Consider the following 12,970-nt stretch of genomic DNA (forward strand, 5'->3'; position numbering starts at 1 on the left):
ATCCTCATGTCTTTTATATCCATATACAAAGAACTGAACCCAAAGATTGAACATTATTCGTCGCCTCTTTGGGTTAACGACGACGAAAGCGCAGCGTCGACAAATTCAACGGTTTGAATTCCATGATTGCCTTCCGAAGAATAACCATGATGAGTGCTTGCTGGTACTTTGGTGAAACGTGTTATTTATCAACCCATATCAGCAATAAACAGATATAGGTTGGAATTCATTAACTTAGTCTTCACGCTTGTTTAGTGTGTAGTTAACTACACTGTCTTCTCCCACAATGAACACCCAAACATTTTCGCCGTCGACAAAGTGAAATTCATTGGTCGACTCATTCGACTCCAATTTCGCAATAAACTCGGACAATGCTGGCTCGTTGATGATAAAGCGTCCTTTTGAAGTATTCGCATCCAGATCGTTATTCACTTCAATATTCAAAGTAGATTTAGGCAGGATGTCGGGTAACCAACCTCTGTCAAACAAGCGTTCTTCTTTGGCTTGTGCATAAGTCGAGTATTCATCGCTGACTACATCTGAACAACCCGACATTAGGGCCAGAGCCGAAAATAAGGTAGGGAGTAAAACGTTAGTTTTCATTTAATTACCATTACTTGAAGATAAGGTTTTGAGGTCGTGCTTTGCCACATAACCTCAAAGCCATTCATAAAAGACATTCATAAAAGACATTTTATAAATCAATCGTAATCACCATTCAAATCAATTGACTTTATTTACATCCAAACCAGTTATTGAATACCAAACTCTTGATTATTAAGTCATCGCGCTTTCACTCTCCCGCCGTTTAGCCTGTGACAGGTGCAGTCAATGCTAGATAATATTCAGACCAAAGACGCCTTTTACATCGAACAATACCTTTTGCGTTCTTTCCCTAGAGACTTCGCTACCATTTCGCAAAATATCGATGAGCTGCGCTTTGTCATCCAGTAGCTCAGCTCTTCTTTCACGAATAGGACGAAGCATCTCTTGTAAGCACTCTTCCAATACTTTCTTAGTGTGTCCATCGCCTAGCCCACCTCTTTGGTAATGCTCTTTTAGTTGACTGACATAGTTAGCGTCTGTGTGAAAAGCATCAAGATAAGTGAACACGATGTTGCCTTCTACTTTGCCTGGGTCTTCAATTCGCAGATGGTTTGGGTCGGTATACATGGATTTGACTGCAGCTCTGATCTCTTTCTCTGTCGCACCCAAATTAATGGCGTTACCCATCGATTTAGACATCTTACTTTTACCATCAGTACTAGGCAGACGAGATGCATTGCTGAGAAGCGGTCTGCATTCATTCAAGATTGGTTTGCCAGCGAGCGAGTTAACCTTTCTTACTATCTCATTGGTTTGTTCCAACATCGGCAATTGATCATCGCCAACAGGCACTAAAGTCGCGTTAAAAGCAGTGATGTCTGCCGCCTGTGAGATTGGATAAGTGAGGAAGCCTGCTGGAATAGAGCGACCAAACTCCTTGTTCTGAATTTCGCTTTTGACCGTTGGATTGCGTTCCAAGCGAGCGATAGAAACAAGATTGCTGTAGAACATGGTGAGCTCAGCTAACACCGGCGACTGTGATTGCAGACAAATCGTGGTCTTGGTCGGGTCGATACCCACCGCAAGATAGTCAGCGACTACATTGAGAATGTTGGAAGAAACCTTCGAAGGATTATGGGCGTTGTCGGTAAGCCCTTGCATGTCAGCGACCAATATCGTTTGGTCGTGAATATGCTGCAAAGAGACTCTTTGTTTAAGTGAACCGACGTAATGACCCAAATGCAAAGGCCCAGTAGCTCTATCGCCAGTCAGAATGATTTCAGGCTTGTTGGTATTGTTCTTACTGCCAATATTATTGCTGTCGGTATGGCTGTTTGAGTTGGTATTCATGGTGTATCTCCAAGTTAGAAAGGCTACTGGAGATAAAAAGAGGCGACATTTTTGATGACATTCTTAGCTACCGTCCAGCAGCTAAAGAATGTAAGTATTCCGTGCTGCTCTATTGAGAGCACCACCAAAAGAAAATTGAAGTTGAAGCAGAATTAAATTTCATGGTTAAAACCTATCAACAATACAGACGAGCGACAACTGTTATTTACGCGCACCAAGAAAATAGGTTTAAGATTAACAGTTTATAGGCTTAATCTTTACTGGAACACAGTTCAGTGATTCGGTCACACATGGCTTGGTTGACTGTGAAGTGGGTGTTGAGAAACACTAGTTGGGCAAGTGCCGATTCAGCCGTGCGCTCGTAACCTTGGGTAAAGGTTGGTAGCAATTGAGCAAACTTAGGAAAGCGCGCTTCTAGTCTTCTATCCGACATAAATTCATCAACGAATTCAGGCTCAGAATGCTCAGTTTGATCCACAAGATCGATCAAACGATCAAGTGCGTAAGATTGAACGAACCGACTGCCCGACAGCTTTTCGCCTCGATTATAACGAGACATGCCGACATAAAGATTGGTTAGAGCCTCACCAATGATCCACTCTTCGGAGTTAGTATCTGCCTCCCCTTTTACTGGTGGGATACAGCACTGAGTATCAAATTCAGGTTGCTGCCAAACAATGCGCCCTTCAGCAAATGGAATATGCGCTAACTCGTGGGATTCAAACACCGCAAATTCGCAAAAGATTCCGTCAGCGTACAGGACTTTATAGCCATCGACGGTGTTTCTCACCGCGTAGTCGATTGGGTGAATGTCTGAGAGCCAATGCAAGCTGTCTAAGAAATACTGCTTATGCCCCGTTTGTACTATCGCGAAAAAATCGACATCTGAATACTGATCAAGTCGTTCTGTTTCAATACCTACCGAGCCCAATCCCAGTAAAGCATGAGCCTTACCCGATGCTTCCAAAGACTCCCCAATCGCATCTAAACGCTGGAGTAATTTTTCTGGTGTGTTTATGTGTCTTGTCTGCATCACTTTATCCGTTTGCATTGCTAAATCCCCATCAAGTTGAATGCCACTCAACCTAACTGATAGTTAGAACATCTAAGAAGCTTAATTTATAAAATGTGTGTTTCGGATAACGATCTGCGCAAGTTATTGTTTGAATAACGACTGGATTTAGGAGTAAAAAAGAGTGCGTTCAACCGATAAACAACACTCTTCTATCATGACTTATCTTTTTAACCGCTGTTATTTTTAACAAGCTTATATTTTAAAAAATCTTAGCCTATAAAATCTTTAGGGTTAAACCGATGACTTCGCCAAGTAAGCGCCCATTTCTTCTTCTGGCACCATGCCTCCACCAGTCGCCCACACAAGATGCGTTGCATTCGCTAGCGTCGATTCATCAATTTGTAGACGAGCAAGGTATTCGCTATTTCGCTCAACATAAACCGCACCTGGCATACCCGCTAACGCTGAAGGTTCAAGTTGAATACCCTCTGCTTGGTTCAGTTCGCCTAGCAATTGATACATGCGTTCATCGGTTAATGTGTAATAACCATCAAGCAAGCGCTCCATCGCGCGACCCACGAAACCTGAAGCCCGACCCACCGCCAAACCGTCTGCGGCGGTGAGGTTATCGATACCCAGATCTTGCACCGCAATCTCATCATGCAAACCGGTATGAACACCGAGCAACATACAAGGCGAATGGGTTGGCTCAGCAAAAATACAGTGCACGTGATCACCAAAAGCCATCTTCAATCCAAATGCAACACCACCGGGGCCGCCACCCACACCACAAGGCAAGTAAACAAACAAAGGATGCTGTTCATTAACCACAATCCCCTGTTGCTCGAATTGCTTCTTGAGCCTTTCTCCAGCCACAGAGTAACCAAGGAACAGGGTTTGTGAGTTTTCATCATCAATGAAGAAACAACGCGGGTCTTGCTCCGCTTCTTTACGTCCTTGTTCTACCGCAACGCCATAGTCTTGTTGATACTCGACCACGTTAACACCGTGCTCTCGCAGTTTACTTTTCTTCCAAGCTCTCGCGTCTGCCGACATATGAACAGAGACAGTAAAGCCCAATTTTGCACTCATGATACCGATCGACATGCCTAGATTACCCGTTGAACCTACCGCAATGCTGTATTGTTGGAAGAAGTCACGAAACTCAGGTTCAAGCAACTTGCTGTAGTCATCGCTCTCACACAGTAACCCCGCTTCAATGGCAAGCTTTTCGGCATGCGTTAGTACTTCATAGATACCACCGCGCGCTTTGATTGAACCTGAAATCGGTAAATGGCTGTCTTTCTTCATCATCAAGCGCCCTTTTATTGGCTGCTGATAATGAGCTTCTAATGCTAACTTCATTGCAGGGATATCGATAAGCTCAGATTCGATGATGCCATTCGTCACATGAGTTTCAGGAAATGCCTTCGCCAGATAAGGGGCAAACCTTTGTAACCTCAAACTCGCATCATGAATATCTTGTTCGCCTAAACCCACATAAGGCAAACCGCGCTCCAGAGTCGTCACATTTGGGTTAAACCAAACCACTTCTTCCAATGCAATCAATTGTTGAAGTAATGGGAAATCTGAGATGAGTTTATGGATATTCAATATGGTCATGGATTACCTTTTTTGGTAAAGCGCGCGCGACGCTGGTTCAGTCATTAGTAAACCTATTTAAACGGTATTTGTGTAATCATTCAATGATCTGTAGGCTAGCCTGTCTTCTCATACGCAAACAGTAGAACAACCTATGAGCGCCTCTCTTCGTAATAGCATTTTCGTCATGTTAGGAATTCTATTCCTAGCACTTAACCTTCGTGGGCCTTTTACGAGCTTGGCTCCTGTGCTTTCTCAGGTTATGGAAGGCCTCAACCTTACGTCGTCGGCTGCTGGATTCTTAACAGCTTTGCCACTGTTAACTTTTGCCTTATTTTCACCATTAGTCACCAAGATATCTCAACGAATTGGTCTAGAACCTAGCCTGCTCTTAGGCTTAGTTTTGATCACTACGGGTATTACACTGCGCTCTTTTGGAGCAATTCCGACGTTATACATCGGCACAGTAATGATTGGACTTGGTATCGCGATTGGTAACGTGTTGTTGCCCGTTGTAGTGAAAATTAGCTTCCCTACTCGTATTGCGACAGTCACTTCTTTGTACATTTTTACGATGGGCATCGGTTCGACGTTAGGTTCAAGTTTGATGGTGCCGTTTTCAAATCTAACCTTATTTACGATCACAGGTTGGCAATTAGCACTGTTAATGAACCTAATATTCCCAATATTAGCTTTGATGATCTGGTTGCCCAAAATCAGAAAACGCTCTTCTTCATCGACCAATAACAAGCATCAAGAAAAGCCAATTCCGATGAAGAAGATGATCAAGAGTGGCGTTGCATGGCAAGTGACACTAGCTCTTGGGCTTAACTCATTTACCTTCTATTCTTTGGCAGGCTGGCTTCCACAGATCTTGAACGACCTTGGCTACAGCGAAATCGATGCGGGTTATATCTACGGGTTTCTACAATTTTCGACTATGGTTCCGGGATTACTGTTACTGCCGTTCTTAGGTAAAAGCGATAACCAACAATGGCTCATTACGCTTTGTACTTCGAGTGTATTTATTGGATTGATTGGGCTGCTGTATTTACCTGAGTTTGCGATTTTTTGGGTGGGACTGTTTGGATTAGCCAACTGCTCTACGTTTATTATCGCGCTCTCTTTTGTCGGCTTACGTACAGCGAATAGCAGCCAAGCCGCATCGCTGTCGGGTATGGCTCAAGGAATTGGTTATGCTTTAGCAGCAACAGGCCCAACGCTGGTGGGTAAGCTTCATGCTCAAACCGATTCTTGGAGCGTTCCCATTCTGCTGATCGCATCTGTTGCATTTGCGTGCACGATTTTCGCGGCATTGGCAGCACGAGACAAAAAAGTGAGCGTTTAGGACAAACAGATTGGTTATGGCGTCGCGACTTTATTGCTCGCGACTGTATTGCTGACGACGGTTTTGATGTATTCACTTGGCGACAAACCAAACTTCCCTTTAAAGCGCTGGCTAAAACGCCCTTCCGATTGATAACCGCAAGACTGAGCTAACATCGCCACATTCTGCTGTCCGTTTTGCATCAGATAAAGCGCATGACTCAACCGAACTTCAGCCAAAACCTCTCGATATTGCATGCCTTCAAGTTTCAATTTACGGATAAGCGTGGCGCGGCTCATCGCAAAGCGTTCCGCCACCGACTCTAGCGGATGCTTTTCATCTGGTGAATGTGAAAGATAATGGCTGAGCTTTTGGCTAAAAGAGACGTTGGCACTGGCAAACAATCGATGCAACACACCTTTCTCGGCTAATTGCTGGTATAAGCCCTGCAACCAAAACTGCTGGGTCTCTTTACTCATGCTTTGTCTATCAAACGAAAACAGAGCGTTGAGTGAGTCTTGTAAGTTGCGATCAGCTTGTACTGTAGGTAGCCCTATATCATTTGAACGTTCCTCACTTAAATCCAACATTGCCTGAGTTGGCTGGTGATGAAAGCTGAATACACGCGACAAGAAACGTCCTTTGTGAGGCATATTCTCAAAACTTAATGACGCTGATGCCTCACACAACAGCAGCTCAGAATGTGAGAGTTCTGCTGCTGAATCTTTCCAAAACAGGCGCTTACTACCTGTGATTATCTGGATAATACTAGGGGATAGAATCCTCACATTACGCAGTTTCTGTAACTGTTCAGCGCGAAAAACCGTGACTGTATATTGATGATTCATCTCATCCCCTTGTTTTATTTATTACTACCGACCAGCTATCTCATCAATAACTGGTCGCTTTATTAGCTTGTGTAAATTATCAACGTGTATAAGTTGCAGTCAGTTTCGCTTTGTCTAAAGCTATGCTGTTCAACGTAAACCCAACCACGGCCGACGGCGTGTTTTCGTCTAGGTTGAGCTTATCCGTTGGCAATGCCCAAACCGTGAATTGATAACGGTGCATACCATCTTTTTCAGGAGGACAAGCGCCACCGAAACCTACCGTTCCATAATCGATACGGCCTTCTTTGCCACCCACTTTAGAGATGTCGACACCGCGAGGTAGCTCGCTCACTGTTGCTGGAATATCAAACGCGGCCCAGTGCCAGAAACCACTTTCAGTCGGAGCATCTGGATCATAAGCCGTGATTGCAAAGCTTTTGGTTCCTGCTGGAGCATCTTTCCACATCAACTGCGGTGACAAGTTCTCGCCGTCACAACCCCAACTTGAATATTCAAACGTCTTCGCCATTGGGTGACCTTCTTGAATATCATTACTCGTTAATTCGAATGCCTGAGCCGAGCCCGCTGTTAAGATACTAAGTGCCAATACTGATTTAATGAGTGTTTTCATGGTGGTTCCTCTGATTAGGTATGAGCCCAGTATAGTCCCCTCCACTCGCCCAATAATGACAATAAGTACACAATTATCTAGTTTAATCCATTCAAATGATACTTACTGTATTTTTAATTTATTATTTTAAAACATGACCCACTCGACAATTTGTTGTTAAAGGAACACTTGTTGACATTCAGGTTACAAATCACGTCCAAAACTCTTTAGACTCACCTCAACAACTTTTAATGAGAATGACTTGATGCGCAGGCTTACATTAGCCCTTTGTTTGATTTTTTGGCTCCCAACGCTAGCCAATGCCCAAAGTTTGCAAGACAAATGGCAGGCCTTGTATCAACTCAGTTGGCAATCGTCCCCTATCTTAGTCTCTCAACAAGAGTTAGCTCAGTACCCTAAAGTTTTGTTTCAGGAAAGTAGTCGCTATCCTGATTTCAACAAGTTCAGTTGGGGTGATATAGAAGCATTGGCAACGATCCAAGATAACTGCCAAGCGATTGAAAACACCAACCCTTCATTACGTGATGCAATCGAATTCGAACTGGCTTTATGTAATCAGAAAACGCTTGATTCAATCTGGTTTGCAGCACACTCCAAACGACACCCTGCTGGTGGAAGTTTTGCTGATCGCTATTCGGCTGCTTTCCCAGAGCATGACGAGAAATCACACGCCGATATCAACGAGCAAATACGCCCTTTCCTAAGTATTACCAACTCTAAGCATCACTTATATGAAAAGCTACAAACCTTAACTGCAGAAGGCAGAGGCGCGTTACTCAACGGATACCGAGCTTGGCAAGAAGGCGATGTACTTTGGTTAAGTGGCGAACAAGGTTGGAAAGCTATTCCCTCTGAGGTTTGGCAAACTCTCGCGGAACAACAAGGAATTACCTTGATGGGTGAAAACTGCTCTTTTCGTTACAGCAATATTTGCGTTAATGAGCCAAGTTACGATCCACTTCCGATGAAGATCTTGAGCATTTCATTACTCTTGATATTGAGTTCGGTGTCAGGAAGAACATTATATTTAAGAAGGAAACATCGCAAAGAAAGGCAATTTGTCTTGCAGCTACTGACCCATGAGTTACGCACGCCAATCACTAGTCTTGGGTTAACGGTTGAAATGTTCAGAAATCGCTACGATGACTTTTCCGATGAAACTCAAGGCGCGGTTTGGCGTTTAATATCCGACTATCAAAGGCTTTCTCAACTTACAGAAAACAGTAAGGTGTATTTAAGCGCTGACCAGTCTGAGCCGCTATTAAAGCAAAATGCATCATTGGAAGAATGGCTTGACCATGTATGTGAGAAGCACAATATCGCTTACCAATGTACAGAGAGTGATATTGAACTCAACCTTCCTTATTACTGGTTAACCATCTGCCTAGATAATTTGATAAAGAATGCCAAACAACATGGTAAAGGCAAGATTTTGGTTAAAGTAGCGCTCGCAGAAAAGTTAACGATTGAAGTTCAAGACGAAGGGCATTTCCCTTCCTTAATACAACGCCTTATTTCACGAGTGACACCGACCACCATTCATAAGCAAGATAACATGGGCATTGGCCTAACTATTGTTGAGCACTTGGTGAAACAAGCGAATGGCCGCCTCATGATTCTCCGTAACCCAACCCGATGTATTTTGGAAATTACTTATGAACACCCTACTTCTGATTGAAGATGACCCACTACTTGGGCAAGGCCTAGTTAGTTTCTTTGAGTCCAATGGTTATCAATGCCTCTGGGTACAAGATGCTAAGAGTGCCAGTAAGGTGTGGTTACGCGCTGATCTCGTGGTGCTTGATCGACAGCTCGAAGACGGCGATAGCTTGCGACACCTACCCAACTGGTTACTGCTCAAAGCCCTGCCAGTGATCGTATTGACAGCAAAAGTTGAGGTTCAGCAACGTGTCGAAGGTTTAATGGCCGGTGCTAAAGACTATGTCACTAAGCCTTTCTCAAACGAGGAGTTGCTAGCTCGTGTTATCTCACAACTTCGCCCATTAGGTGTTAGCCACTTAAATTACGCCAACATAGAAATCAACCTGTCGGAAAGAATCGCCTATTTGGATGAAAGCCCTATCACGCTAAAACCCAAAGAATTTCAATTGTTGGTTTTGTTTGTGCAGAACCAAGGGCGAGTGTTTCACCGAGATGAATTACTCAATAAAATTTGGGGATATCAAGCCTTTCCGAGCACTAGAACCGTGGACAATCACATACTGCGTTTGCGTCAGAAACTACCGACACTCCAACTAGAAACGCATCGCGGAGTAGGTTACCGTTTGTCTGGGGAATCACAATGAAAGTAAGATCGCTGACAGTACTGATATGCGCGTTACCCTTTTCGTGCCATGCGGCTTGGTTTACCGACACGCCATTGCAACACGCCTACCAATCACTACTCGAAGACCAACCCCAAGTAGCGTGGCAAGAGCTACAAATCGCGCTCAATCAAGAGAAACTCGATAGCCAGCTTTGGTTACCAGTAAAACAAGAAATATTGAGTCGAACTCACTGCGGAGCAGCACTGACACAAAGACCAGAACCTAAAAACCACATTCAAGTCAGCTTTATCCGGCGCCAAGGTCTTTCCTCACAAGGCTATCAGATTAAAGTGTCAGCCGAACAGCTTAACCAAAACTCAGAAAACCAAGCTCAGCGTATCGCTCTGGTTTCACCTGACGGGAAAATTATGATCGACGGGCAACTCTCTTCTGAAATCGAATATCAGGAGATTGAGACCAATGAACTGTTCATCAAACCAGTATCGGGGGTTTATCAGTTAACCATAGGATCAAACCTCTACCCTATTGTGGTGGCTTTGGATGACAGCAAGCGATGGTTATCGCTAGAGAACAAACTTAATGATCCGCATATTGTAATAACGCCACCAAAGGTAATCGACAACTGCCCTGACACAAATGTGAGTTGGCAATGGTTTGATGAAAACTACGACATGCTAGGCTTCAAGGTGCCAATCAAAGCAACGCAAGAAGTCGTCCCAAAGCAAAGCCCATCGGATAGCGATGCTAAACACTTGAGTGCATCGGTTGAGATGTTTGAATACCAAGGTGCGATTGAAGTTCAATATGTACAGCGCGTCGCTGTGCCTTTTTAGTGACCTTATATTTTAAATAGAGACCCAAGGAATCGAGGGCTAACGAATAGAGACATATAGGTGACAAAGCACTAACGCTATTTAGTTTTAATGACCGAACTTGTTATTTACGGAATCAAAACATGTTCAGTACACGTCGCCCGTTTCACCTTTCATCTATCGCCATTGCGACTCTATTTACAGCTTGTGCATTTTCTTCAAACGCACAAGCAAGTCCAATTACACTGACTAATACCAACCTCAACACCAGTAACTCTGTGTCAATTTCGCCTCAAAACCTACACATAGACTGGAATGGATTAAATGTTAACGGCTCTGCGATCACTGTTGATCATCAACCACAAAAAGTGACGAACCTTGTCCTTGGTTTCCCTGCTAGCGCACGCTCATCGGATAAAACAAGGTCACCCAAAAACGCATCTTGGACGTTAATTCCCAGTGGCATAAATGTAGAAGTAGAGCTAAACCAAAGCGAACTCACTGTTCAATTCAGCTTACCTTCAGGTACTCAGATAAAACGAAATCAACCCATAGAATTGGCGTGGTTTGACCTAGCGGAACAGCAAACTCAAACTCTGTTTCTTCCTTTCAGCGAAGGGATGCGAATTCCGACCGACAATAAGGTTTGGGCTAACTATCTAGTGAACAATCACTCGGAAAGTAACACCAGCCAAGACTTAAAAATGCCGTTTTGGACCGTGCAACAAAACGATCAATTCATCAGCTATCAAATGCTAAACGCCACAAACAATACGATCTCGTTTTCTGATACGAAAGCCAATATCGATATGAGTGCATCACACCAATTTACAACGCTCAATCAATCACAGCCTTTCTCTGTTCGTATCACACTAGGAAACACTTGGTTAGAAGGAGCGAAGCAATACCGCAATTGGCGAATCGATAACAACCTCAGCGAATCATTGGTCGAAAAACAAAGGCGTAATCCAGATGTGAGCAAGCTGATCGGCGCAAGCCACATCTACCTGTTTGGTAAAGATTCTTTAAGTATCCAAGATGTGCATGATTGGTGGGGATTAAAAGCGTGGTATTTAAAGAGCGCTAACCTCAACATTTCCAAGGAAGCGAAAAGAGAGCTTTCATCACTCACCAAGGGCAAAGATTGGTTCAGTCAGTATCACAAACAATTGTTACTAGACTCGCTTAGTCAATCACTAAATAGCATGTTCCCCGTTGCGACTCCAACACTGACGAACAACACCATTAAAGCTCAATACAATGCAACGCAAGACAAGAAAAACTGGCTGGTGAAGCACGCCTCCTCTTACTTCAATGCTCCCGAAACTTGGGGACAAGCATTGTCTTCAGACATGGTCGCTAATCTAAATAAAGCGGGCTTAAACAAGCTTTGGTTAGGCTTCGATAATTGGATGCCAGCTTTCTATCAACCGAATGCGGTAGAACTCGCTAAACAATCCGGTTATCTGGTTGGCACCTATGACTCCTACAACACAGCAATTCCCGCCAAGTTAAACGACAACTGGTTAACGGCTCAATTGCCAAAACCCATTCGAGAAACTTGCGCGATTGAATTAGCCGATGGCAGCATGAAAAAGGGATTCCGAGGAAACGGGTTTTATCTGAATCCAAATTGCCATCTAGATTATGTCAAACAACGTGCGCTGGATATTATGAGCTTTGGTCGCTTCAACAGCTTGTTCTTAGATGTAGATGCCACCGCAATGGCCAGAGAGGATTACAGTGGCAATATCGATACCATTAGTAACAGCAGCACCAATGGTAATAGCAATATCGACACAATGAGTAACAGCAATACGAATGAGTCCGACATGCTGTTGGCGTTCAATAACCGAATGCAATGGTTGTCTGAACAGCCATCATTGGTTTTAGGTTCTGAAGATGGTAATAGTTTAACGACAAAGGGGATCGCATTTGCACACGGCTTAGAAACGGTAGGCTTCGGTTGGACAGATAAAGACATGAAAGAAAATCGTCAATCACCTTACTATTTAGGTCGTTGGTATCCAGACCACAAACCCGATTTTTTCTTTAAACCTGCGCAGGTCAAAGAGCCTTACAAGTCACTGCTGTTTTCACCTAAATACAGAATCCCGCTTTACCAAGCCGTATTCCATGATGAAGTGATCAACACGCACCATTGGCATTCAGACAGTCTGAAGTTCACCAATGTACAAACAAGTAGAGATTTAACCGCGATGCTGTACAACACTCCGCCGATGGTTCACTTAACCAGAGACGAAGCCTTAACAAGTTCTAGCCCTAGGTTAGCGGCACTAAAACACTACCAAAACGGGTTTGAACCGATTCACAGCCAGTTATGGAATAAACAGTTAGTCGATTTTGTATGGTTGGATCAGATCGGTGATGTTCAACAGACTCTCTTTAATGATGGAAGCAAGATCATCGCGAACTTTTCAGAACAAACCTTTCACAAGGGTGGTCTTAAAATCGCGCCTACCTCTATAAAAGCCGTGTTAAGCAATGGAAGAATCGTAGAGTGGAAATCAGAGCTTAATTAGTTCTTTTTTATTCAGCTCTTTAGTTT

General features: G+C 43.7%; 11 protein-coding genes. 5 read left to right on the forward strand and 6 right to left on the reverse strand.

The genetic code is table 11. The features are described 5' to 3' along the window. Positions 1-234: 234 nt before the first annotated feature. From AACW75_RS10695 to AACW75_RS10710, 4 genes are all read right to left on the reverse strand, one after another. Positions 235-603, reverse strand: a complete 369-nt coding sequence (locus AACW75_RS10695; protein WP_145568782.1) for a hypothetical protein — start codon at positions 601-603, stop codon at positions 235-237. 231 nt (positions 604-834) lie between these two features. Beyond that, positions 835-1,896 (reverse strand): tryptophan--tRNA ligase, encoded by a 1,062-nt coding sequence (trpS, locus tag AACW75_RS10700; protein WP_145568780.1) that lies wholly within the window; start codon positions 1,894-1,896, stop codon positions 835-837. A 250-nt stretch (positions 1,897-2,146) separates the two neighbouring features. After that, positions 2,147-2,947 carry a hypothetical protein gene (locus tag AACW75_RS10705; protein ID WP_017079146.1) on the reverse strand — a complete coding sequence of 267 codons (801 nt, stop codon included), beginning with the start codon at positions 2,945-2,947 and terminating at the stop codon, positions 2,147-2,149. Between the two features lie 255 nt (positions 2,948-3,202). Next, entirely contained in the window at positions 3,203-4,534 is a 1,332-nt protein-coding gene (locus AACW75_RS10710; RefSeq protein WP_145568778.1) for a D-serine ammonia-lyase, read from the reverse strand. A 133-nt stretch (positions 4,535-4,667) separates the two neighbouring features. Between AACW75_RS10710 and AACW75_RS10715 the strand changes: the two genes are divergently transcribed. After that, positions 4,668-5,861: an MFS transporter gene (locus AACW75_RS10715; protein WP_145568777.1), complete on the forward strand. Its 1,194-nt coding sequence runs from the start codon at positions 4,668-4,670 to the stop codon at positions 5,859-5,861. A gap of 14 nt (positions 5,862-5,875) precedes the next feature. Here the strand turns inward: AACW75_RS10715 and AACW75_RS10720 are convergent, their stop codons facing one another. Together AACW75_RS10720 and AACW75_RS10725 are read right to left on the reverse strand one after the other, a co-directional pair. After that, a complete protein-coding gene (locus AACW75_RS10720; protein WP_237297417.1) occupies positions 5,876-6,688 on the reverse strand; it encodes a helix-turn-helix transcriptional regulator in 813 nt (270 codons plus the stop codon). Between the two features lie 79 nt (positions 6,689-6,767). Next, a complete protein-coding gene (locus AACW75_RS10725) occupies positions 6,768-7,301 on the reverse strand; it encodes a YbhB/YbcL family Raf kinase inhibitor-like protein (RefSeq protein WP_145568773.1) in 534 nt (177 codons plus the stop codon). A 244-nt stretch (positions 7,302-7,545) separates the two neighbouring features. On the opposite strand from AACW75_RS10725, the gene AACW75_RS10730 reads away from it, so the two are divergent. From AACW75_RS10730 to AACW75_RS10745, 4 genes are all read left to right on the forward strand, one after another. Further along, on the forward strand, positions 7,546-8,979 hold the full coding sequence (locus tag AACW75_RS10730; RefSeq protein ID WP_145568770.1) for an ATP-binding protein: 1,434 nt from the start codon (positions 7,546-7,548) through the stop codon (positions 8,977-8,979). Beyond that, positions 8,957-9,607 (forward strand): response regulator transcription factor, encoded by a 651-nt coding sequence (locus tag AACW75_RS10735; protein WP_145568768.1) that lies wholly within the window; start codon positions 8,957-8,959, stop codon positions 9,605-9,607. Before AACW75_RS10730 ends, AACW75_RS10735 begins: the two co-directional genes overlap by 23 nt. Beyond that, positions 9,604-10,422 (forward strand): DUF2861 family protein, encoded by an 819-nt coding sequence (locus AACW75_RS10740; protein WP_145568766.1) that lies wholly within the window; start codon positions 9,604-9,606, stop codon positions 10,420-10,422. Before AACW75_RS10735 ends, AACW75_RS10740 begins: the two co-directional genes overlap by 4 nt. 122 nt (positions 10,423-10,544) lie before the next feature. After that, positions 10,545-12,944, forward strand: a complete 2,400-nt coding sequence (locus tag AACW75_RS10745) for a glycoside hydrolase (protein ID WP_145568765.1) — start codon at positions 10,545-10,547, stop codon at positions 12,942-12,944. Positions 12,945-12,970: the final 26 nt, after the last annotated feature.

This window comes from Vibrio sp. L3-7, from assembly GCF_963898195.1.
GTDB classification, from domain to species: domain Bacteria; phylum Pseudomonadota; class Gammaproteobacteria; order Enterobacterales; family Vibrionaceae; genus Vibrio; species Vibrio echinoideorum.